At 70.9% G+C, this 20882-nt stretch carries 24 protein-coding genes and 1 tRNA gene; 17 read left to right on the forward strand and 8 right to left on the reverse strand.

What is annotated here, in order from left to right; translation table 11 throughout:
• The first annotated feature begins 105 nt into the window (after nt 1-105).
• The 3 genes from aspS (at nt 106) to VIG76_RS07550 (ending at nt 3817) form a co-directional block, all read left to right on the forward strand.
• Nucleotides 106-1416, forward strand: a complete 1311-nt coding sequence (gene aspS, locus VIG76_RS07540) for an aspartate--tRNA(Asn) ligase (RefSeq protein ID WP_331952716.1) — start codon at nt 106-108, stop codon at nt 1414-1416.
• The gene (locus tag VIG76_RS07545; protein ID WP_331952718.1) at nt 1413-2495 is read left to right on the forward strand and encodes an AI-2E family transporter; all 1083 of its coding nucleotides are present in this window, start codon (nt 1413-1415) and stop codon (nt 2493-2495) included. The genes aspS and VIG76_RS07545 overlap by 4 nt, the downstream gene beginning before the upstream one ends.
• An 80-nt stretch (nt 2496-2575) precedes the next feature.
• The gene (locus VIG76_RS07550; protein ID WP_331952720.1) at nt 2576-3817 is read left to right on the forward strand and encodes an AI-2E family transporter; all 1242 of its coding nucleotides are present in this window, start codon (nt 2576-2578) and stop codon (nt 3815-3817) included.
• Here the strand turns inward: VIG76_RS07550 and VIG76_RS07555 are convergent.
• Nucleotides 3814-4071, reverse strand: a complete 258-nt coding sequence (locus tag VIG76_RS07555) for a glutaredoxin family protein (protein ID WP_331952722.1) — start codon at nt 4069-4071, stop codon at nt 3814-3816. The two genes, VIG76_RS07550 and VIG76_RS07555, sit on opposite strands and share 4 nt — an antisense overlap.
• 53 nt (nt 4072-4124) lie before the next feature.
• Between VIG76_RS07555 and VIG76_RS07560 the strand changes: the two genes are divergently transcribed.
• Nucleotides 4125-4874: an HAD family hydrolase gene (locus VIG76_RS07560; RefSeq protein WP_331952724.1), complete on the forward strand. Its 750-nt coding sequence runs from the start codon at nt 4125-4127 to the stop codon at nt 4872-4874.
• A gap of 218 nt (nt 4875-5092) precedes the next feature.
• On the opposite strand, the gene VIG76_RS07565 is transcribed toward VIG76_RS07560, so the two are convergent.
• The 4 genes from VIG76_RS07565 to proC form a co-directional block, all read right to left on the reverse strand.
• On the reverse strand, nt 5093-5191 hold the full coding sequence (locus tag VIG76_RS07565) for a 30S ribosomal protein bS22 (protein WP_003792170.1): 99 nt from the start codon (nt 5189-5191) through the stop codon (nt 5093-5095).
• 104 nt (nt 5192-5295) lie between these two features.
• Nucleotides 5296-5502 carry a helix-turn-helix domain-containing protein gene (locus VIG76_RS07570; protein ID WP_297343920.1) on the reverse strand — a complete coding sequence of 69 codons (207 nt, stop codon included), beginning with the start codon at nt 5500-5502 and terminating at the stop codon, nt 5296-5298.
• A 188-nt stretch (nt 5503-5690) separates the two neighbouring features.
• Entirely contained in the window at nt 5691-6122 is a 432-nt protein-coding gene (locus VIG76_RS07575) for an ArsR/SmtB family transcription factor (protein ID WP_331952729.1), read from the reverse strand.
• A 66-nt stretch (nt 6123-6188) separates the two neighbouring features.
• Nucleotides 6189-7025 (reverse strand): pyrroline-5-carboxylate reductase, encoded by an 837-nt coding sequence (gene proC, locus VIG76_RS07580; RefSeq protein ID WP_331952732.1) that lies wholly within the window; start codon nt 7023-7025, stop codon nt 6189-6191.
• A gap of 70 nt (nt 7026-7095) precedes the next feature.
• On the opposite strand from proC, the gene VIG76_RS07585 reads away from it, so the two are divergent.
• Nucleotides 7096-7398, forward strand: a complete 303-nt coding sequence (locus VIG76_RS07585; RefSeq protein WP_331952734.1) for a hypothetical protein — start codon at nt 7096-7098, stop codon at nt 7396-7398.
• On the opposite strand, the gene tadA is transcribed toward VIG76_RS07585, so the two are convergent.
• Nucleotides 7399-7854 (reverse strand): tRNA adenosine(34) deaminase TadA, encoded by a 456-nt coding sequence (gene tadA, locus VIG76_RS07590; protein ID WP_331952736.1) that lies wholly within the window; start codon nt 7852-7854, stop codon nt 7399-7401. It abuts the gene before it with no gap.
• Nucleotides 7855-7897: 43 nt separating this feature from the next.
• Here tadA and upp point away from each other — a divergent pair, with 43 nt between their 5' ends.
• The 5 genes from upp (at nt 7898) to VIG76_RS07615 (ending at nt 13442) form a co-directional block, all read left to right on the forward strand.
• Nucleotides 7898-8536 carry a uracil phosphoribosyltransferase gene (gene upp / locus VIG76_RS07595; RefSeq protein WP_331952738.1) on the forward strand — a complete coding sequence of 213 codons (639 nt, stop codon included), beginning with the start codon at nt 7898-7900 and terminating at the stop codon, nt 8534-8536.
• 383 nt (nt 8537-8919) lie between these two features.
• Nucleotides 8920-9645: a winged helix-turn-helix domain-containing protein gene (locus VIG76_RS07600; protein WP_414640619.1), complete on the forward strand. Its 726-nt coding sequence runs from the start codon at nt 8920-8922 to the stop codon at nt 9643-9645.
• Between the two features lie 712 nt (nt 9646-10357).
• Nucleotides 10358-11785: a cryptochrome/photolyase family protein gene (locus VIG76_RS07605; RefSeq protein WP_331952742.1), complete on the forward strand. Its 1428-nt coding sequence runs from the start codon at nt 10358-10360 to the stop codon at nt 11783-11785.
• 107 nt (nt 11786-11892) lie between these two features.
• Complete coding sequence (locus VIG76_RS07610; RefSeq protein WP_331952744.1) at nt 11893-13119, forward strand: LCP family protein; 1227 nt, start codon at nt 11893-11895, stop codon at nt 13117-13119.
• Nucleotides 13120-13187: 68 nt separating this feature from the next.
• On the forward strand, nt 13188-13442 hold the full coding sequence (locus VIG76_RS07615; RefSeq protein ID WP_331952746.1) for a hypothetical protein: 255 nt from the start codon (nt 13188-13190) through the stop codon (nt 13440-13442).
• Nucleotides 13443-13530: 88 nt separating this feature from the next.
• Here VIG76_RS07615 and VIG76_RS07620 read toward each other — a convergent pair whose 3' ends face one another.
• Nucleotides 13531-13974: a nitroreductase family deazaflavin-dependent oxidoreductase gene (locus VIG76_RS07620; RefSeq protein WP_331952748.1), complete on the reverse strand. Its 444-nt coding sequence runs from the start codon at nt 13972-13974 to the stop codon at nt 13531-13533.
• 152 nt (nt 13975-14126) lie between these two features.
• Between VIG76_RS07620 and VIG76_RS07625 the strand changes: the two genes are divergently transcribed.
• The 6 genes from VIG76_RS07625 (at nt 14127) to VIG76_RS07650 (ending at nt 18092) form a co-directional block, all read left to right on the forward strand.
• On the forward strand, nt 14127-14348 hold the full coding sequence (locus VIG76_RS07625) for a hypothetical protein (RefSeq protein WP_331952750.1): 222 nt from the start codon (nt 14127-14129) through the stop codon (nt 14346-14348).
• Between the two features lie 8 nt (nt 14349-14356).
• Complete coding sequence (locus VIG76_RS07630; RefSeq protein WP_331952764.1) at nt 14357-15349, forward strand: LLM class F420-dependent oxidoreductase; 993 nt, start codon at nt 14357-14359, stop codon at nt 15347-15349.
• Complete coding sequence (locus VIG76_RS07635) at nt 15346-15735, forward strand: ACT domain-containing protein (RefSeq protein ID WP_331952752.1); 390 nt, start codon at nt 15346-15348, stop codon at nt 15733-15735. Before VIG76_RS07630 ends, VIG76_RS07635 begins: the two co-directional genes overlap by 4 nt.
• A 41-nt stretch (nt 15736-15776) precedes the next feature.
• Nucleotides 15777-16259 (forward strand): MarR family winged helix-turn-helix transcriptional regulator, encoded by a 483-nt coding sequence (locus VIG76_RS07640; RefSeq protein WP_331952754.1) that lies wholly within the window; start codon nt 15777-15779, stop codon nt 16257-16259.
• Nucleotides 16252-17523: an MFS transporter gene (locus VIG76_RS07645; protein WP_331952756.1), complete on the forward strand. Its 1272-nt coding sequence runs from the start codon at nt 16252-16254 to the stop codon at nt 17521-17523. The genes VIG76_RS07640 and VIG76_RS07645 overlap by 8 nt, the downstream gene beginning before the upstream one ends.
• Before the next feature lie 479 nt (nt 17524-18002).
• A tRNA-Ser gene (locus tag VIG76_RS07650) sits at nt 18003-18092 on the forward strand.
• Between the two features lie 43 nt (nt 18093-18135).
• Here VIG76_RS07650 and VIG76_RS07655 read toward each other — a convergent pair.
• Nucleotides 18136-18885 (reverse strand): tyrosine-type recombinase/integrase, encoded by a 750-nt coding sequence (locus tag VIG76_RS07655; RefSeq protein ID WP_331952758.1) that lies wholly within the window; start codon nt 18883-18885, stop codon nt 18136-18138.
• A 1664-nt stretch (nt 18886-20549) separates the two neighbouring features.
• Between VIG76_RS07655 and VIG76_RS07660 the strand changes: the two genes are divergently transcribed.
• Nucleotides 20550-20861 carry a hypothetical protein gene (locus tag VIG76_RS07660; protein WP_331952760.1) on the forward strand — a complete coding sequence of 104 codons (312 nt, stop codon included), beginning with the start codon at nt 20550-20552 and terminating at the stop codon, nt 20859-20861.
• Nucleotides 20862-20882: the final 21 nt, after the last annotated feature.

Consider the following 20882-nt stretch of genomic DNA (forward strand, 5'->3'; position numbering starts at 1 on the left):
TCCCCGGCGCTCCGGTCGCGGGGTGTCGCACGATTTTCTCCGGAACGGCGCGATGGAAGGGTGCGCCCGGATGCTGTTGAGCCTCGCTCGGTAGGCTTCCGGCCCGTGACCTCCCGCATCCGCATCGCCGATCTCGCGGCCCTCGACGACGGTCCCGTGTCCGTCGGTGGCTGGATCGAGACCGTCCGCGACCAGAAGAAGGTGCAGTTCCTCGTGCTGCGCGACGAGAGCGGCGCCGTGCAGCTCGTCCGGCCGCGACCCGCGGAGGACGACGAGATCGCGAGCGCGATCTCCGGGATGACGGTCGGCAGCTTCGTGCGCGTGGCCGGCGAGCTGAAGCACGACGAGCGCGTGAAGCTCGGCGGCATCGAGGTGCGCATCGAGACCCTCGACGTCGTCGCGGCGGCCGAGCCCGAGATGCCGATCGCCCCCGACTCGAGCGTCGACAAGCGCCTCGACTGGCGCTTCCTCGACCTGCGGCAGCCCGCGCAGCAGCTCGTCTTCCGCGTGCAGACCACCTTCGAGCACGCGCTGCGCACCTGGTGGGTGGAGCACGACTTCCTCGAGGTGCACACGCCGAAGCTGATGGCGTCGCCGTCGGAGTCGCGCGCGGAGCTGTTCCAGCTGAAGTACTTCGACACCGTCGCCTACCTCGCGCAGAGCCCGCAGCACTTCAAGCAGATGGCGCAGGCGGCCGGCTTCGGCGGCGTCTTCGAGATCGCCGACGCGTTCCGCGCGGACCCGTCCTTCACCGCGCGGCACGCCACCGAGTTCACGAGCGTGGACATGGAGGTCAGCTGGATCGACAGCCACGAGGACGTGATGGCGATCCACGAGGAGCTCATCGTCGCCGGCTTCGAGGCCGTCGAGGCGAAGCACGGCGAGGAGATCGAGCGCCTCCTCGGCATCGAGGTGACGGTGCCGACCCGCCCGTTCCCGCGCATCCCGCTGGCCGAGGCGAAGCGGATCGTCGCCGAGCGGGGCTACACCGTGCCCCGCGCCGACGAGGACATGGACCCCGAGGGCGAGCGGCGGATCGCGGCGTACGTGCGCGAGGAGCTCGGGCACGACTTCGTGTTCCTCACCGACTACGCCACCAGCATCCGACCCTTCTACCACATGCGTTCCGCGGAGGACCCGTCGCTCACGAGGAGCTACGACCTCATCTACCGGGGCACCGAGATCGCCACGGGCGCGCAGCGGGAGCACCGCGTCGACGTGCTCACCGCGCAGGCGGAGGACAAGGGGCTCGACCCGAAGGAGCTGACGACCTACCTCGACTTCTTCCGGTACGGCATCCCGCCGCACGGCGGGTTCGGGATGGGCCTGGCCCGCGTGCTGATGCTGCTGCTCGAGCGGCAGAGCATCCGCGAGACGACGTTCCTGTTCCGCGGTCCGAACCGCCTGCTGCCTTGAGCACGCCGCGGGACCACGGGGACGCGTCCGGCGTCCCCGGCTCCTCCCGCGTCGTCGAGGCATGGGCGGACGGCTTCGGCCGGTTCAGCATCCGCTGCCTCCAGATCCTGCTCGTCGCCGCGCTCGGCGGGGTCGCGATCTCCGTCGGCCGCCAGCTCTCGCTCGTGGTGATCCCGGTGGTCATCGCGGTCATCCTCGCGTCGGCCTTCAGCCCGATGGTGCGATGGCTGGAGAAGCGGCACGTGCCGGCCGCGCTCGCGGCGCTGATCACGCTGCTGCTCGCGATCGTGCTGCTCGGCGGGGTGCTGGCCGGGGTGACGCTCGCCGTCATCAATCAGTGGGGCAGGCTCGTGAGCTCCGCCTCCGACGGGGTCGGCAGCCTGCAGAAGCTGGTCTCGAGCAGCGGGTTCCCGATCGATCAGAAGCAGGTCACGGATGCACGGCAGTCGGTGGCGTCGTTCCTCACGAGCGGGACGTTCGCATCCGGTGCCCTCGCGGGGCTGTCGACGGCGACCTCGATCCTCACCGGCCTCGTCCTGGTGGTCTTCGTGCTGTTCTTCCTGCTGAAGGACGGCCGCACCATCTGGCGCTTCCTCGTGCAGCCGCTGCACGGCGACCGGCGCGAGCGGGCGCAGCGCATCGGCGACGAGTCCGTCGGGGTGCTCGGCGCCTACGTGCGGGGCACGGCGCTCGTCGCCCTCATCGACGCGGTCTTCATCGGCGCGGGCCTGTTCATCCTGCAGATCCCACTCGCCCTGCCGCTGACCGTCTTCGTGTTCGTGACCGCGTTCATCCCCGTGGTGGGCGCCACCGTCTCCGGGATCCTCGCGGCCCTCGTCGCGCTGGTCACCGGCGGCCCGGTCCAGGCCCTGATCGTCATCGCGATCGTGATCGCCGTGAACCAGATCGAGGGCAACGTGCTGCAGCCGCTGATCATGGGCAAGGCGCTCTCGCTGCATCCGCTCGCGATCCTGCTCGCGATCACGGCCGGCTCCGTGCTCGCGGGGATCATCGGCGCCGTGCTGGCGGTGCCCACGGCGAGCGTGATCTGGACCGCCGTGAAGGCCTGGCGGGAGTGACCTCGCGGGTGTTCCCCCGTAGGGGATGAGATCACCCCGCACCGCTGGACCGTGGCCACGGGGTGGATCAGGCTGCCCGCGTGAGCGAAACGACCGCCGCACCCCCTGAGCTGCCGGTCACGGACCGCGTGCTCCCCGACCCCGCGCCGGCCGTCACGGCCGTTCCGTCCGGGCGCCAGCACGGCCTCCACCTCGGGGTGCCGGCGGACCCCGACCTCCCGCCGCTCGAGCGGCCGCGGACGGCGCGGCGACTCGCCGCGACCTGGACCGACGGGTTCGGGACCCTCGCCATGCGCTGCCTCCAGGCGCTGATCGTGGCCGCGGCGGCAGCGGCCCTGATCGTCCTGGCGGCACGGCTCAACACGGTCGTGATCCCGCTCGTGATCTCGCTGATCCTCGCCTCGGCGCTCAGCCCGCTCACGCGGTGGCTCGAGGTGCACGGCTGGCCACGGGCCCTGGCGGCGCTCTCGACCCTCGTCCTCGGCCTCGTCCTGCTGGCCGGCGTCACCGCCGGCATCGTCATCGCCGTCATCGCGCAATGGGCCTCACTCGTCGCCGCAGCGAGCACCGGGGTCGACCGCCTCGTGCGCTCGCTGGCCTCGAGCGGCCTGCCGATCGATCAGGCCCAGTTCGAGAACGCGCGGCGGAACGCCGTGGCCTTCTTCACGAACGGATCGTTCGCGTCCACCGCACTCGCCGGGCTGAGCACGGTGACGTCGCTCGTGACCGGGCTCGTGCTCATGCTCTTCGTGCTGTTCTTCTTCCTGAAGGACGGCGCACTCATCTGGCGCTTCCTCCTGCAGCCGTTCCACGGCGAGGCGCGAGCGCGGGGCGACCGCATCGGCGACCGTGCGGTCACGGTCCTCGGCGGCTACGTCCGGGGGACGACGCTGGTGGCCCTGTTCGACGCGGTCTTCATCGGCCTCGGCCTGGTCATCCTCCGCGTGCCGCTCGCGATCCCGCTCGCCGTGCTCATGTTCGCCACCGCCTACATCCCCGTCATCGGGTCGATCCTGGCCGGCGCCGTCGCTGCGCTCGTGTCGTTCGTCACCGGCGGCCCGGTCCAGGCGGTCATCGTCATCGCGATCGTGATCGCCGTGAACCAGTTCGAGGGCAACGTGCTGCAGCCGGTCGTGATGGGGCGCACGGTCTCGCTCCATCCGCTCATGATCCTGCTCGTGCTGACGGCCGGGACGGTGCTGGCCGGCATCGTCGGCGCGCTGCTCGCCGTGCCGATCACGAGCGTGGTGTGGGCCGCGATCAAGGGATGGCGGGCGCCGGAGCCCGCGCTGACCGCCCCGCCCCTCGAACCGACGGGCTAAGCCAGCAGGTCGCTCCGCAGCCGGTCGGCATCGATCCGCCACCGGTCGTGCATCCGCTCGTCGACGAGCACGACGGGGATGTCGTCGGCGTACTGCGCCGCGAGCGCCGGCTCCTCGAGGATGTTGCGCTCGATCAGCTGCACGCCGACCCCGTCACGGTCGAGCTCGCCGAGCACCCGGTCGACGACCGCGCGGGCCTCGTCGCAGAGGTGGCATCCCGGCTTGGCGATCAGCGTGAGGGTCGTCGCGGGCACGCAGGCAGCGTAGCCGGGGCGGCTCGGAGGATCGCGGCCATACACTTCCCCGGATGTCCGAGGAGCCGCCCGCCCCGCCCGCGCTGCCCGTGGCGGCCTTCTTCGACATCGACAAGACGCTCGTCAACGGGGCGAGCCTGCTGTTCCTCGCGCGGGCCGCCCGCACGCTCGGCATCGTCTCGCTGCGCGACCTCGTCCGCTTCGGGTGGGAGGCCGTGAAGTTCCGGCACCGCGGCGAGCACCTCGGCGTGCTCGACGAGGTGCGCGACCGCGGCATGCGCCTGCTCGGGGGCGTCTCCGCCGAGCGGCTGCACCGGCTCGCGGCGTCGGTGGTGCAGCGGATGCGGCTGCGGATGTGGCCGGAGAGCCAGGAGCTGCTTCGCGCCCACCTCGCGGCCGGGCACGAGGTGTGGCTGATCTCCGCGACGCCCGACTTCCTGGCGCAGGAGCTCGCCGCGAGCCTCGGGGCGACCGGTGGCATCGGCACCGGGCTCGAGATCGAGGACGGCGTCTTCACCGGCCGCTTCTCCGGCCCGACCATGCACGGGCCCGAGAAGGCCGCCGCCGCCCGGAAGCTGCTCGCCGAGCGCGGCTACGACCCCGCCGACTGCTACGCGTACAGCGACTCGATCAACGACCTGCCCCTGCTGACGGCCATGGGCACCGCGGTCGCGATCAACCCCGACCGGGAGCTCGCCGCCCGGGCCGCCCAGGCGGGCTGGCGCACGCTGCGGCTCGACGTGCGCAGCATCCGGGCCGAGCGCCGCCGAGTGCGCGCGGCAGGCCGGCGCCAGGAGGCGTAGCCGAGCCGGTTCCGGCGAACCCGCTGCGTTCCCACGCTGAGTTGCCACTTCTGGCCCTCGGACTGGCCGCTCGAGGGCGAAAAGTGGCAACCCACGAAGCGGTGCGGGGACGCGAGCGCGGGCCGCACCCTGAGGTGGAGGCCCGCGCGCGAGGTCGTGAAGCCGCCCGAACGGGCGAGCCCCGACCTGAGGTCAGCGACGCGATGCGCCGCGTGACGTCACTTCTTGTTGCGACGCTGGTGACGCGTCTTGCGCAGCAGCTTGCGGTGCTTCTTCTTGGCCATTCGCTTGCGGCGCTTCTTGATGACCGAACCCATACGAACTCCTTCACGTTCCGGTGGCGTCCGCGCCACCGGTACGGACCGCGGAATCGCCCCGACAGTCTAGCCCGCGGCGCGACCGGGCGGATCCGAGGATCCCGTCAGGCGGACCGGGAGATGGTCGGCTCGACCACGTGGTTGCTCATGGCCATCTGCACGGCGGACTCCGGCACGCGGAACGAGCGCCCGAATCGGATGGCCGGCAGGTCCCCCGAGTGCACGAGCCGGTAGACCGTCATGCGCGAGACGCGCATCATGTCGGCGACCTCCGCGACGGTGAGGAATCGCGCATCACTGAGTCCGGACACGGCGACCCCTTCCACCCCGACCCCCGTTGCTGACGCGGGAAGCCCCCTTGATACCGCGGCCTCGAGTGGTATCACCGTTCACTGTAGGGGCAGATGTGACAACGAGTCCAGCCTCCGGGACACGCCGGAGGGCCGCGTTCACCGGCGCGTCACCTGAGTTCGAGGGCCGTCCCTCGCGAAGCGAGGGACTACCGGGTGCGGCGGAACCGGCCGGCGACCCCGGCGGTCGCAGCCCCGAGCCGGACCGCGGTCGCCCGCAGCCGCGGGGAGAGCGGATGCGTCGGCGTCGCCGCGGCCACCGCCATCGTCTCGGCCGCGACCGGCTCGGCTGCGGCGACGACGGGCTTGACGAAGGCGCCGAGCCATTCGGCGATCGGCTCCAGCTGCGCCGGCTCGAGCCGGTAGTAGCGGTGCTGCCCCTGCTCCCGCACCGAGACGATCGAGAACTCCCGCAGCGTCTTCAGGTGCTTGGAGACGGTCGGCTGGCTCAGCGAGAGGCGGCTGACGAGCTCCCCCACGCTGGCCTCGCCGGTACCGTCAGCGGCCTCCGTCTGCTCGAGGAGCGCACGAAGCAGCTCGCGTCGTGTCGGGTCCGCGATGACGTCGAACAGGTCCGCCATTGGGCCACCGTATCGGCGCCCGGGTCCGAGCGCCACGGACGGTGCCCCTCGAACAGGGGACGGACCTCAGCCCGCCGCGATCTCCTGCGCTCGGGCGATCGCAGCGGCGAGCGCCTCGTCGAAGATCCCCCCGAGGTCGCGCTGCTCGAAGACCGCGACGGCGCGCTCGGTCGTGCCCTTGGGGCTCGTCACCCTGCGCCGCAGCTCGGCGGGGTCCTCGCCGCTGTCGGCGAGCAGCCGCAGGGCGCCGTCGGCGGTGCCGACGACGAGCGCTCTCGCCTCGTCCGCGTCGAAGCCGAGCCGCATCGCCGCGTCGATGAAGCGCTCCAGGAAGAGGTACACGTAGGCGGGCCCGGAGCCGGAGACGGATGACAGTGCGTCGATGCGGTCCTCGGCCACCTGCACGACGGTGCCGACGGTGCGGAACACCGCGGCGACCGTCTCCACGTCCTCGGGGCGCCCTTCCGGGGGCGCCGCGACCCCGGTGACGCCGGCACCGACGGCGGACGGCGTGTTCGGCATCGCCCGGAACACGACCACCGAGTCCGGCAGCGCGGCGACCATCGAGGCGATCCGCACGCCGACGGCGACGCTCACGACCAGGGTGCCGGGCTCGAGCGCATCCGCGATCTCGGCGAGCAGAGCGGGCACGCCGGCGGGCTTCACCGCGACGACGACGACCCGGGCGCCCGCCACCGCCGTGCGGTTCGCACCGACGTCCTGCTCCGCGATCAGCACCGCGAGCCCCTCGGCCGGCTGGGGTGCGCGGGTGGGCGTGCGGGTGGTCACGCGGAGGTCCGGCACACCGGCCGCCAGCAGGCCGCTCAGGATCGCGCCGCCCATCGATCCGCCCCCCAGGATCGCGACGGGCGAGGGCAGGGCGACAGCGGCGGCATCGGTCACCCGCGGAATCGTAGGGCCAGGGACCGCGCCAGAGCCGACCTCGTACACTGGCGGGGCGGGGAGGTCCCTCATGTCGAACATCGACGTCGATCCGGCGGCCGCGATCGGGCAGGCCGTCGGCCGGGTCCGGAACGTGCGCAACGTGTCCACCGTCCGCATCGGGCGCGAGGAACGCACCGGACGCGTGCTCGTCGTGATCCGGGTGGGCCTGCCACCGCTGCTCGAGCTCCCGGACGTGGTGAACGTCATCGCCCACGTGCAGCTCGCCGCGGCACGGATCGCGCCGAAGGGCGCGGCGGTGTTCGTCGAGCCCGACGTCGCCCACGACGAGGCGACCCCGACGGAGACGATCGTCATCCGCGGGATGGAGTGATCAGCGCCGCTCGGCGAAGAACCCGGTGAGCAGCGCCGCGCACTCGTCCGCTGCGACGCCCGCGACCACCTCGACCTCGTGGGGCACCCGGCGGTCGCGGATGACGTCCAGCACGGATCCGACGGCGCCGGCCTTGTCGTCCCAGGCGCCGAACACCAGCCGCGGGATCCGCGCCGCCAGCACGGCGCCGGCGCACATCACGCAGGGCTCGAGCGTCACCACGAGGGTGCAGTCGTCGAGCCGCCACGCACCGCGGGTCTCCGCCGCAGCGCGAAGGGCGACGACCTCGGCGTGGGCGAGCGGATCGCCCGTCGCCTCGCGCTCGTTCCGACCGGTCCCCAGAACCACGCCGTCGCGGTCGACGACCACGGCCCCGACGGGCACGTCGCCGGTCGCGACCGCCCGCCGCGCCTCCGCGAGGGCGAGCGCCATCAGCGCCGTGTCCTCCCGCCGCATGCCCATCCCCTCCGTCACTCGGTCGCTTCAGTAGCCTGACAGCATGCGCGTGCATGTGGCCGACCATCCGTTGATCACGCACAAGCTCACCGTGCTCCGCGACCGCACCACCCCGTCGCCGACGTTCCGGGCCCTCGCCGAGGAGCTCGTCACGCTCCTCGCCTACGAGGCCACCCGCCAGGTGCGGGTCGAGGAGGTGCGGATCGAGACGCCCGTCGCCCCGACCACGGGCCTCGCGATCAGCAGCCCGCGTCCGCTCATCGTGCCGATCCTGCGGGCGGGCCTCGGGATGCTCGAGGGGATGGTGAAGCTCATCCCGAGCGCGGAGGTGGGCTTCCTCGGCATGGTGCGCAACGAGGAGACCCTCGAGCCGACCATCTACGCGGAACGGCTGCCGAGTGACCTCGAGAACCGGCAGTGCTTCGTGCTCGACCCGATGCTCGCCACCGGTGGCAGCCTGCTCGCCGCCATCGACTACCTCTTCGACCGCGGCGCCGTCGACGTGACGGCCGTCTGCCTGCTCGGGGCGCCGGAGGGGCTCGCGATGATCGAGAAGGCCACGAAGGGCCGCGACCTCACCATCGTGCTCGGTGCGCTGGACGACCACCTCAACGAGCTCGGCTACATCGTCCCCGGCCTCGGCGACGCGGGCGACCGGCTCTACGGCACCGTCCCGAGCTGACCAGCGCTGCCCTCACCCCAGCCTCCGCGCTGCCCAATCGGCGGAGAAATCGTGCGTCGCGGGCACGTTTCTGCGGATGCAGGGACTTTCGACGCCCGAACTCCGTCGTTCGCGCAGCGGATTTGTGCGTGTCACCTTCGCGGACGCGCCGCCCCTCTGCTTGACATCGCTCCCAGTCATCGGTCAGGATGCCGGGCATGTCCATCGTTGCCGCCCGCATGACCGCCCCCGAGGCACGTCAGGCTCCGCAGGCGATGATGTGCGGCCTCTCCGGCCGTCGAATGTGTCGCTGAACCGTTCCCTTGCCGCCCGGTATCTGAATCCGGGCCCCGTCGCCCATCGCGACGCTCCGCCCCTCGTGGGCATCGGTTCCGCTCGCGCGCATCCCGCGCTGCACATCTCGAAGGACTTCTCCCGTGTCGATCGCTCCTGCTCTTCCTGCCGCCCCCACCGCCCATGAGCGACCCGGTCTCCGGTTGGTGCCGGACCTCCCCGCCGAGACGCCTGCGCCAGAGACCCGCACCGCCGAGGCCCGCGGGTTCGCCCTCTTCGTCGGCGTCGACGAGGCCACCGCCCGCGCCGCCGGCATCGACCTCTCGACCCTGGTCGAGCAGCTGCGGCGGGTGACCGCCGAGCTCGTGCCCGCCGCCGAGACCTACGCCGCCGTGGCCTTCGCCCCGGCCGGTGCCGGTGGCCGTGACCTCGACATCGTGCGCCGCGCCCTCACCGAGCGGGCCGCGAGGCCGCGCTCGGAACCGGCCGCCGGCCGACGCCGCACCGGCATCGTGCTCGACCTCTCCCGCAAGCGCCTCACGATCGACGGCGACACCGCTCCGCTCACCTATCGGGAGTTCGAGCTGCTGCAGCATCTCGTGCTCCGCGAGGGCCGCACGGTGGCCCGCGCCGAGATCATCGGCACCCTGTGGGGCGAGGGCGACAGCGACATCCCCAACGAGCGGACCATCGACGTCCACATCCGTCGCCTCCGCGCGAAGCTGGGCGACTACGGCGGGATCGTGCGCACCATCCGCGGCAGCGGCTACCGGTTCGACCGCCACGCGGACGTCGTGATCCGCTACGGGACCGGTCCCTCGCCCGACCGGTTCTGACCCCCGATCTCACAGCGAAATAGTGGCGTTCGACACGCCGTGAGGGCTAGCGCGCCGTTATCGAACCGTTATACCTTCGCAGGGCATCGAACGTTTGCTGTGGCGGTCGGTGCGTGTGATTGCAGGACACTCTTGGTGCAAGGGAAGAGGGCCGGTCGCCGCCTCTGCGACCGGCCCTTACCTGTGCCGCCGAGAGTCCGCGAGCCGTGACGTCGCCCCTCCCCGTCGGGTCGAGGAGCGTCGCCCGGATGCCTCGACCGGCCTCGTGGAGCGGTGTCCGCCGACGCGCTGACGAGGTGGGCACGCATGCAGGCGTGGAACGACGATGCCCCGATGGCGGGTGGGCGTCATCGGGGCATCGTCAGCAGTGGGTGCACGAGGTGCGATTCGCCGTGGGTGCGGCTCCCCCTGTCTCCCGGCGGGCTCCGGATGCCGATCTCGTCACTGGTGGTCCATGACGCGAACTCGGGTGGCATCCGGGGGGTCCGTCGAGTGCGCCGTGGGCGCGGCGCCTGAGGGGAGCATACGAAGACACGCCAGGACGGGATCGGATTGTCCCCCGAAACGGGGTCGTTCGTGACCTGATTGTCCCCCGGCGACCCACCATGATCCCCGGCTTTCGGGGGCATGCGCCGGCCGCCGTCCGAGGCGGGCCGCCCTCCTTCCCTGGGAGCCCGGCGAAGCCGCCGAGGCACACCCCTAGATTGCTCGGATGGCCTCCCCCGCCGACGCCACGGTCGTCTGGTTCCGCGACGATCTGCGGGTCTCCGACCACCCGGCGCTGCACGCGGCGCGTGCTGCCGGGGGGCCGCTGGTGCTCCTGTACGTGTTCGACGACTCCGGCCGCGCCGCTCGCCGGCTCGGCGCCGCGAGCCGCTGGTGGCTGCACCACAGCCTCACCGCCCTCGCGGCCTCGCTCGAGAAGCGGGGGGCGGTCCTCACGATCCGTCGCGGCGATCCGGTCGAGGTCGTGCCGGCGGTCCTCCGCGACGCGAAGGCCGGCCACCTCGCGTTCAACCGCCGGTACGCCGTCGGCGAGCGCGCCCAGGACGAGGCCGTCGCGGCGGCGGTCCGGCAGCAGGGCGCGGAGGTGCACGACTACACGGGCTCGCTGCTGCACGAGCCCGGCGACGTGCTCACCGGCGAGGGCGAGCGCTTCGGCGTCTTCACCCCCTTCTTCCGCGCCCTCACCCGGCAGGGCGAGCCGCGCTCCCCGTATCCAGCACCGGCCGAGCTGTCCGGCCTCTCCCATCCGGTGGCCACCCAGACGATCGAGTCGCTCGGCCTGCTGCCGACCGACTTCGACTGGACGGCCGGCCTCGCCGAGACCTGGGTCCCCGGGGAGAAGGGCGCGCACCAGCGGCTCGACGACTTCCTGCACCACCGGCTCGAGCGCTACGCCGACGAGCGCGACCTCCCCGCCGCCGAGGCGTCGTCGCGCCTCTCCCCCTCCCTGAAGTTCGGGGAGGTGAGCCCGTACCAGCTCTGGCACCGGGTGCGGGAGGCGGATGCGTCGCCCGCGGTGAAGGAGAAGTTCCTCACCGAGCTCGGCTGGCGCGAGTTCGACTACGACCTCCTCGCCGGGCGCGAGCACCTCGATACGGAGAACGTGCACCGCACCTTCGACCGGTTCCCGTGGGCGGATCCGGATCCGCGCCTCATCCGCGCGTGGCAGCGCGGCCGCACCGGATACCCGCTCGTCGACGCCGGCATGCGGCAGCTCTGGCACACGGGCTGGATGCACAACCGGGTGCGGATGGTCACCGCGTCGTTCCTCATCAAGAACCTGCGGATCGACTGGCGCATCGGGGAGCGGTGGTTCTGGGACACGCTCGTCGATGCGGATCCTGCGAACAACGCCGCGCAGTGGCAGTGGGTGGCCGGCTCCGGCGCCGACGCGGCCCCCTTCTTCCGGGTCTTCAACCCGGTGACGCAGGCGACGAAGTTCGATCCCGACGGTGAGTACATCCGTCGGTGGGTGCCCGAGCTGCGCGGGCGGCAGGGCAAGGCGCTGCACGAGCCGTGGACGTCCGACCACACGCTGCTGGACGAAGGAGGACGGGCCTATCCGTCGCCGATCGTCGATCTCAAGGCGTCCCGGCAGGCGGCGCTGGACGCGTTCGATCGGATGCGGCACTGACCTGATCCGGTGCGCCTTCCGGGCATCGGTCGCCTCGGCTCGTACGCTGCCGAGATTCCGGCCGCCCTGACTCGATCAGGTGGCCATCTCCGTTGGGGGCTCACGAGATGTCCGACCATGACCGCGCCGTGCCGAGGCACGCCGTGCACCACGGGCGCTCCGTCTGGGGCGCCGCGCTGAAGGTGCTCGCGATCACGACCGCGGTGGTCGTCGCGAGCTCCGCGTCGGTCGCGGCGATCGGGATCTGGTCGCTCGGCCGCACCGTCGCCGCCAACGCCGTCGACATCAGCAACGGCGGCTCCGTGCCGACGATCGCGGCGATGAACGGCAGCTTCAACGTGCTGCTCGTCGGCGCCGACAACGCCCCTGGCCAGAAGTCGTTCGGCGGTGCCCGCGACGCGACGCTGAACGACGTCAACATCCTCGTGCACATCGCCGCGGACCACCGCAGCGGCGTCATCATGAGCCTGCCCCGCGACCTCGTGATCGCCCACCCCGAGTGCGAGGACCCGACCACCCACGAGACCTTCTCGGCCATGGCGGCCCAGCCGCTGAACACCGCGTTCGCGCGCGGCGGCCTCGGCTGCGTCGTCTCGACGGTGGAGAGCCTCACGGGCATCAAGGTGCCCTACGCCGCGCTGTTCTCGTTCGAGGGCACGGTGAAGATGGCCGACGCCGTGGGTGGCGTGCCGATCTGCGTCACGAAGCCGATCAACGACACCGATGCGGGTCTGAAGCTGCCGGCCGGCCGCTCCGTCATCTCCGGCCGCACGGCGCTCGCCTACCTCCGGAGCCGTCACGGCGTCGGGGACGGCAGCGACCTGTCCCGCATCGGCTCGCAGCAGGCCTACATGTCGTCACTGCTGCGCACGATGATGAGCCGCGACACGTTCACGAACCCCGTCAAGCTCTACGGGCTGGCGCAGGCCGCTGCGCAGAACGTGCGGCTCTCCCAGTCGCTCGCCAGCGAGGACACCATCGTCACGATGGCCCTCGCGCTGAAGAACATGAACCTGCAGCACCTCGTGTTCGTGCAGTACCCGACCGGCGCAGACCCGCAGAACCCGAACAAGGTCGTGCCGAACACGGAGCTCGCGGACGTGCTGATGCGCCGCATCCGCGCGGACGTGCCGGTCGAGCTCGACAAGTCGTCGCTGGGGCTCAGCACCGAGCTGGCACCGACGGCGAAGGCGCATGCGGCGACCGCGAGCACGACGAAGGCGTCCTCGTCCCCGACGCCGACGCCCACGAAGACCTCGACGGCCGTCATCGACGGACTCCGAGGCCAGACGGCGGCGCAGCAGACCTGCTCCATCGCGCGCAGCCAGCCCTGACGCGGCGGCCGCTGAGAGGATCCCGACGGTCCGGGCCCACCCCGAGCCGCCCGGCGTACCGTCACGCCATGAGCAACACGGGCCCCGGCGACGACGTGATCGCCGGCACTTTCGATCAGACGAACGGTCTCGCCCAGGGACTCGAGGGCGAGTCGGACGGCACCGCCGAGGGTGACGTCGACTCCGGCGCGCTGCGCAACGGCCGGATGGGCGTCGCGCCCGTCGACGAGCAGGACGACGCGGACGCCGAGACCCTCCAGGAGGAGGAGACCACGGGCACCCGGCAGGGCGCGGCGGACACCGACGAGGGCCGGGTCCCCTGACACCAGGTCAGCAGCCGGATGCGGTCTCGTCGTCCGCGGCCGCATCCGTCACGAATGAGCCGAGGCTCCTTGGCGTCCGCGGATGCGCTCAGTCCTCGTGGAGCGGCTCCAGGACGAACACCGGGATCTCCCGGTCGGTCCGCTTCGTGTAGGCGTCGTAGTCCGGCCAGACGGACACCGCGTGCTGCCACCACTCGGCACGCTCGTCGCCCTCGACGATGCGCGCGGTGTAGTCCCGCTTGAGGGCCCCGTCCTGCAGCTCCACGTGCGGGTGCTGCACGAGGTTGTTGTACCAGGACGGGTGCTGCGGCGCCCCGCCCTTCGACGCCACGACGGCGTAGCGCCCCTCGTGCTCCACGCGCATGAGGGGGGTCTTGCGCAGCTTGCCGCTCTTCGCCCCGACCGACGTGAGCACGATGATCGGCACGCCGCGGAGGGTCGCCTGCTCCGTGCCGCCGCTCGCCTCGTAGGCCTCGGCCTGCTCCCTCGCGTGCCGGTCCGTGCTCGGCTCGTACTCCCCGCTCAGCGGCATCCGTTCCTCCTCGTGCTCATGGTGCCTTCCGAGGCTACGACGCGTCGAAGCACCGCCCTCCCAGCCACCCGGGAGAGCACTTCAGCAGGCCGCGGGCGCCTCGTTGCGCGGGCTTTCAGGTGGCGTGGACCCCGGTTCGGTACGAATCCCGTATGGCATCGACGCGCACGTTCCCGGACTGGCTCAAGGAGCAGGAGTACCGATCGGATGAGGTCGGCGAGTTCGCGAAGCAGGTGAGCCGGCAGGGCGACCTGCCCGCGTCCGGCGGCAAGGCGATCTACGACGGCTACTTCGAGACGGAGCCGGCGCAGCAGCAGATCTACGAGCGCGCGTGGAGCGAGTTCGAGGCGAGCCCGGAGCCGTCCCTCCCGTGAGCGAGCCGCTGCGGTTCGGCATGTTCGTGCCCCAGGGCTGGCGGCACGATCTCATCGGCATCGACCCGGCCGAGCACTGGTCGACCATGCACGGCATCGCCGCGTTCGCGGACGAGGGGCCGTGGGAGTCGATCTGGGTCTACGACCACTTCCACACAGTGCCCGTCCCGTCGGATGAGGCCACGCACGAGGCCTGGACGCTCATGGCCGCTTTCGCCGCTTCGACGAAGCGGGTGCGGCTCGGCCAGATGTGCACCTGCATGAGCTACCGCAACCCGGCCTACCTCGCGAAGGTCGCGGCGACGGTCGACATCATCTCCGGCGGCCGCGTCGAGATGGGCATCGGGGCCGGCTGGTACGAGCACGAGTGGCGCGCCTACGGCTACGGCTTCCCGCGCGTCGGCGAGCGCCTCGCCCGCCTCCGCGAGGGCGTCGAGATCATGCACCAGGCCTGGACCACCGGCACCGCGACGCTGCAGGGCGAGCACTACCAGGTGGACGGCGCGATCGTCCGCCCGCTGCCGCTGCAGGAAGGCGGCATCCCGTTCTGGATCGCGGGCGGCGGCGAGCAGAAGACGTTGAGGATCGCCGCGGAGTACGCCTCGTACACGAACTGGTCCGGCGCCCCGGAGGAGTTCGCGGCGAAGAGCCGGGTGCTCGAGGAGCGCTGCCGGGAGGCCGGCACCGACTTCGGCCGCATCGTGCGCAGCGCCAACTACAACTGCATCGTCGCGCCGACCGAGCAGGAGGTCGAGGAGCGGATCCGTGCCCTCGAGGCGAAGGTCACCCCGTACCTCGGTGCCGAGAAGGCGGCGTCCTTCGTCGCCGAGTACCGGACCGAGAACGCGCTCGCCGTGGGCACGCCCGAGCAGATCGTCGAGCGGCTCTCGCGGATGAAGGACGCGGGCCTCGGCTACGCGATCATCTACTTTCCCGAGATCGCATCCGACCGCTCGGGCGCCGAGCTCTTCACGCGCGAGGTCCTGCCGGCGCTCCAGTGAGCGGCGAGCGGGACCTCGCCGCGCTGCTGCGGGGTGCGCGGCCTCTGCTCGCGCATCCCGCGGTCGTGCTCGCCTCGGTGGCCGACCCCGTTGGGCTGCCCGCGCTCGCCACGGTGGTGGAGGACGAGGGCGTCACCGTCGTGCTCCGTCAGCAGGACGCGGAGGAGCGCGGCATCCCGTTCGACTGGGTCGGCGCGTGGATCACGCTGCGCGTCCACTCCGCGCTCGACGCGGTCGGGCTGACAGGAGCGGTCAGCGCCGCGCTCGCGGAGGCCGGGATCAGCTGCAACATGCTGGCCGGACTGCACCACGACCATCTGCTCGTGCCCGCCGATCGGGCGGCGGATGCGCTCGCGCTGCTCGCGTCGCTCCGCCCGGCCCCCTGATTGCATCGACGGTTTATATAACACGGTGATAGACTTGGGGAATGGCCGAACCCGCCCCCGCCCCGATCACCGAGGAGCAGCTCGCCCTCGGCCGGGCATTCGAGCAGATCGTCACCTGGCTGCGCCGGACCCGGAAGGCGTCGGACGTCTCCGCCACGGCGCTGAGCCTGATGGACCGCCTCGACTCCACCGGCCCGCAGCGGATCACCGACCTCGCCGCCCGTGAAGGCATCACGCAGCCGGCGATGACCGCGCTGGTCAACCGGCTCGAGGGGCACGGCTGGGCCGAGCGCGCTGCCGACCCGGCCGACGGCCGCGCCATCCGCGTGCTGCTCACCGAGTCCGGCCACGAGCGGCTGCTGAAGCACCGCGCGGATCGCACGCGCCGAATCGCCGAGCGACTCGCGGTGCTCGACCCCGAGGACCAGCGCGCGCTGCTCGCCGCGCTCCCCGCACTCACCCACCTGACGGCCGACATCGAGGCCGCCCCATCCGCCCCGACTGGAGATCCTGTCCATGCATGACGCCCCCACCACCTCGCCGTTCCGCCAGCCGCGGGCCGTCTGGGCGGTCGCCTTCGCCTGCGTCGTCTCGTTCATGGGGATCGGCCTCGTCGACCCGATCCTGAAGAGCCTCGCCGGCCAGCTGCACGCCACCCCCACCCAGGTGGAGCTGCTGTTCACCAGCTACCTCGTGATCACCGCCGTCGCGATGCTCGTCACCGGATGGGTGTCGAGCCGCCTGGGCGCCAAGCGCACCCTCATCGCGGGCCTCGTGATCATCGTCGTGTTCGCCGCGCTCGCCGGGTCGAGCGGCTCGATCGGCGGCATCGTCGGCTTCCGCGCCGGCTGGGGCCTCGGCAACGCACTCTTCATCGCCACGTCGCTCTCCGTCATCGTGGCCAGCGCCTCCGGCAGCTTCGCCGGCGCGATCATCCTCTACGAGACCGCGCTCGGCGTCGGCATCGCGCTCGGCCCGGTGATCGGCGGCCTGCTCGGCAACATCAGCTGGCGCGGCCCGTTCTACGGCGTGAGCGTGCTGATGGCGATCGCGCTCGTCGCGACCCTCACCCTCCTGCCGAAGACCCCCGCCCCCGCCCGCAAGCAGCGGCTCGGTGAGCCGCTCGCGGCCCTGAAGCACCGCGCGCTCGCGACCACGAGCGTCGTCGGCCTGCTCTACAACTGGGGCTTCTTCACGCTGCTCGGCTACTCCCCGTTCCTCATGGGCATCGACAGCCCGATCCAGCTCGGCCTCGTGTTCTGCGCCTGGGGCGTGCTCGTCGCGATCTTCTCCGTGTTCGTCGCCCCGCGCCTGCAGCGCACGGTCGGCACCGCGCGCACGCTCTACGTGAACTTCGCGCTGATGGCGGTCGACCTCGCGATCATCGGCATCTTCTCGACCACCCCGGCCGTGGTGATCGTCGGCGTGATCATCGCCGGTGCCTTCATCGGTGTGAACAACACCCTCGTCACCACCGCGGTCATGTCGATCGCCCCGGTCGAGCGGCCCGTCGCATCCGCGACCTACGGCTTCGTCCGCTTCATCGGCGGCGGTCTCGCGCCCTTCGCGGCCGGCCAGATGGTGCAGTGGATCGACCCGGAGGCGCACCTGCCGTTCCTCGTCGGCGCCGGCGCGGTGCTGGTTGCGGCGTTCGTGCTCGCAACGGTGCGCAAGGCGCTCGCCGCGGCCGACCGTGGCGAGGTCGCGCAGCCCGAGCTCGACACCTTGGACGAGATCGAGGGCCGCAAGCCCGTCATCGGTGGCCTCGCGGTCGGCGACGCCAACTAGGCGAGCCGGCTCCAGACGCGCCGGGCCCCACTCATGCGTCGCGCGGCATGCAACCCGGGCTCCTCCTCCCGGCTTCATCCGGAGGTGCCGGATGCAGCCCCGAGCCCGGCACGTTCCGCATCGCTCGACGGATCGGCATGCACGCGGCGCACGGCGACGGCCGGCACGGCCGTCAGAAGACGGAGGACCGCCAGCGCTGCATACCCATTTGCAGTCCGGCGGCCCTCCTCGTCTCACCAGCGACGGCCCGAACGGTCGGATGATGAGACTCCGGGCCCGGATGGCGGGGGAGGGCCATCCGGAAGTCGTCTGTAGTGCTGCGGCATGCACTGTCAACCCCTTCGGGGAGGATGACGCCGTCAATCTATCTGCGCGGGAGAACCGGTCGCAATCGCCCGTCCCCCATCCGGGGCGTCGCGTACCCCGGCGGACGCGGATCCCGGAGGCGGGAGGTCGAGCGGCTATGCTGTCGGGCGCCGGGAGACGTCGCATAGTCCGGTCGAGTGCACCACCCTGCTAAGGTGGAGAACCCTATTAGGGTTCCGTGGGTTCAAATCCCACCGTCTCCGCACTTCAGGAAGCCCCGAGATCCGCATGATCCCGGGGTTTTCTTCATGTTCGGGGCGGTGCCGAACCAGGGTTTGCCCACACTTTGCCCACACTTGAGCGGGCGAACGCGTCATCGAGCCGGTCCGAAACGGCGTTCAGGTCGTCGTCGAACAGGTCGGCGTAGATGTCGAGGGTCATCGCCGCGGAGGCGTGACCGAGCATCCGCTGGACCGCCTTCACGTTCGCGCCCGCGCTGATCGACATGCTCGCCGCGGTGTGGCGGAGGTCGTGGAGCGTCATCGGCTCGAGGCCGGCCTGCGTCAGAGCCGTCTTGAACCACGACCGGCTGCCACCGCTCACTCGGACGCGGCGCATGTGGAACCCGTCCCGGCCGGCGAAGAGCAGCTCCTCCCCATCCCGCTGGGCCACTTGCTCGAGCAGCGCGGACTCGAGCAGCCGTGGGAACGGGACCACGCGGCGTTTGTGCGTCTTCGGCGTCCCGACCTGGATCTCCCGACCGACCTCCACCGCGTTCGTGGAGACCGAGATCCGACGTCGCTCGAGGTCCAGATCCCGCACCCGGAGGCCGATCGCCTCGCCCCAGCGCAGGCCGGTGTAGGCGAGAACGAGAACGAGGGCGCGGTGCTCCCCCGACGCAAGGGCGAGCGCATGAACCTGCTCGTGGGTCAGGTACCGATGTTCTCTTCGCACCTTTCGAGGCAGGTTCACCCCCCGAGCAGGGTTCGACAGGATCCGTCGATCCTTCACCGCGACGTCGAGCACGCCGGCCAGGACTCCGTAGACGCGAAGCACCGTGCTTGCTCCACGTCGGGCGCTGAGCTCCGACACCCAGGCCTGCACGTCGCTGTGACGAACTTCACCGACCCGTACAGAACCCCATCTGGGTTGGACGTACACGCGCCACGCGATCTGCAGCGGACGAAGAGAAGACGGCTTCAGATGCGTCTGGTGCTCGAGCCACGCTGCGCCCAGATCACTGAGGAGCGCCCGCGAATCGACGAGATTCACATACTCACCGCGAGCCTTCGAGACCTCGACGGAAGCGAGGAAGAGCTCCGCCTCGCGCTTCGTCGCGAATCCCCGCTTGTCCGTCTGCGTGTGGTCGGGCTTCCGATAGCGGACTCGGTAACGCTTCCCGGCGGAGGACTCGTATGCGCTGACCGATCCCATCGCTGCTCCCGACTCACGTCTCGACGACCGCAGGCTAGGAGCACCCACCGACGAGTGGCTCCCGGACTGTCGCTGCCGAAACCGTGAGGGCGAACGTCGCAGATCCGACGCCTCTCCAGATCCGGAAGACCCCGCTGGCACCGATCCCGAACACTTCACTCACCGCCCCCGTCGGACAGCCGGCCAACTCCCCCACCACGACAAGGCCCGCTTTCGTTCAACCTACGAATCGATCCGTCCGTCGCACCGCTTCAATCCTGACCGTCTCCACGTCGATCATTTCTCATCTGAATGCGTCTTTTCCGCTCCGCCACTCTGCTTTCATCTCGGCATACCACCTCCACCCATCATCTATTTCCACAGATTCTTCTTCTCCGAGTTTTGTCCCGTCCTGGCCTGTTTCCTGTACTTGCGAACCACCCTCTCTCAAGGAACGCAGAGTGAGGGTGGTTCGCAAGCGGCATCCGCCGAGGAGGCAGGCCAGGACGGGGCAAAACGAGGCAAGACCCGTCGCCAGACCCGTCGCAGTCAACGACGGGGCAAACGACGGGGTTTTGAGTTCGTTCCTCGGGCCCAATTCGCCCGATTCGAGTCATCGCGCTCACGCGCACTCCCGGCACCCGCGGCCCCTATGCTCGCGACGAGAGGCCACGGGATTTTGTCACCCACGAGACGAGGGCCTCCTCGGATGCGCTGGCCGACCCGATCAGCGTAGAAGTCGAGGGAGACATTGGGCGCGATGCTTCGCCACCAGACCATCTCCGGAGGCCACCTGGACTTGGACCGATGGGCGGTCGTCGATCAGTGCAAGTTCGTCGGCGTTCGCATCACTGCCACCGACGGGGAGATTGCGATGAGGCGATCGGTGTTCGAGTCCTGTGATCTGAGCGCCTTGACCGCCCAGGCCTTCGACGACTGCACGTTCATGAACTGTCGCGGCCCGCGGCAGGCTCCGCACTCGCGAGTCGACACCCCCTCCCGACCGTCCACGAGCGTCACCCCCTACGTCTGACGCCTGACCCCGCGCGAAGTCGCGGCACCCGGCTTCCCTTGAGAGGCCGCCTTCGGCAAGAGCGAGGCTGGCGCACGCGTGGCGCAGCCCCCCCAGAGGAGCGTGCTGCGGATGCCATCCAGTGGAGAGGTCTGCCGGCCCGGCCGGCCTCTGCCCCAGACCGGCGCCCGGGGCAGGGCGATGATGGGAGCGGTCACGCAGCCGCTCTCAAGATGACGTGGGCTGTCTGTCAAGCGGGGTGTCCGATTCAGGCCGTCGACCTACGCTCGCTGCCGTGAGGCACGTAACGATGGCGGGCAGGCCACTGCTCGTCGGCAACGAGGTCGCCGAGGCCCTCGTCCGGTACGCGGTACTGCTCGCCAAGGTACACAGCGCCGACCACGTGGTCGTCCGTGCCGTCGGGCGGGATGGCGACGAGGTCGAGGCGAACTTCCTCCTCAACCCGGGAATCATGCTGGTTGCCGACAGCACGACATCGAAGCTGCCCGAGCCCGACAACGCCGACGCGCTCCAATACCTTCACGCCCGCATGCAGCACTACGCGGATTACTCGATGCCCGACCTCGAGACCTACCACCTCGCCTGAGGGAGGGGCAGCATCCAAGAC

The sequence above is a fragment of the Amnibacterium sp. genome (assembly GCF_036559085.1).
Taxonomy (GTDB): domain Bacteria; phylum Actinomycetota; class Actinomycetes; order Actinomycetales; family Microbacteriaceae; genus Amnibacterium.

What these genes read in the sequence shown, in the direction of transcription:
- VIG76_RS07560 (WP_331952724.1), top strand. Translation starts at nt 4,125, where the DNA reads ATGTCCGAGGAGCCGCCCGCCCCGCCCGCGCTGCCCGTGGCGGCCTTC.
- VIG76_RS07565 (WP_003792170.1), bottom strand. Translation starts at nt 5,191, where the DNA reads ATGGGTTCGGTCATCAAGAAGCGCCGCAAGCGAATGGCCAAGAAGAAG.
- VIG76_RS07575 (WP_331952729.1), bottom strand. Translation starts at nt 6,122, where the DNA reads ATGGCGGACCTGTTCGACGTCATCGCGGACCCGACACGACGCGAGCTG.
- VIG76_RS07585 (WP_331952734.1), top strand. Translation starts at nt 7,096, where the DNA reads ATGTCGAACATCGACGTCGATCCGGCGGCCGCGATCGGGCAGGCCGTC.
- tadA (WP_331952736.1), bottom strand. Translation starts at nt 7,854, where the DNA reads ATGCGGCGGGAGGACACGGCGCTGATGGCGCTCGCCCTCGCGGAGGCG.
- upp (WP_331952738.1), top strand. Translation starts at nt 7,898, where the DNA reads ATGCGCGTGCATGTGGCCGACCATCCGTTGATCACGCACAAGCTCACC.
- VIG76_RS07605 (WP_331952742.1), top strand. Translation starts at nt 10,358, where the DNA reads ATGGCCTCCCCCGCCGACGCCACGGTCGTCTGGTTCCGCGACGATCTG.
- VIG76_RS07610 (WP_331952744.1), top strand. Translation starts at nt 11,893, where the DNA reads ATGTCCGACCATGACCGCGCCGTGCCGAGGCACGCCGTGCACCACGGG.
- VIG76_RS07615 (WP_331952746.1), top strand. Translation starts at nt 13,188, where the DNA reads ATGAGCAACACGGGCCCCGGCGACGACGTGATCGCCGGCACTTTCGAT.
- VIG76_RS07620 (WP_331952748.1), bottom strand. Translation starts at nt 13,974, where the DNA reads ATGCCGCTGAGCGGGGAGTACGAGCCGAGCACGGACCGGCACGCGAGG.
- VIG76_RS07625 (WP_331952750.1), top strand. Translation starts at nt 14,127, where the DNA reads ATGGCATCGACGCGCACGTTCCCGGACTGGCTCAAGGAGCAGGAGTAC.
- VIG76_RS07640 (WP_331952754.1), top strand. Translation starts at nt 15,777, where the DNA reads ATGGCCGAACCCGCCCCCGCCCCGATCACCGAGGAGCAGCTCGCCCTC.
- VIG76_RS07645 (WP_331952756.1), top strand. Translation starts at nt 16,252, where the DNA reads ATGCATGACGCCCCCACCACCTCGCCGTTCCGCCAGCCGCGGGCCGTC.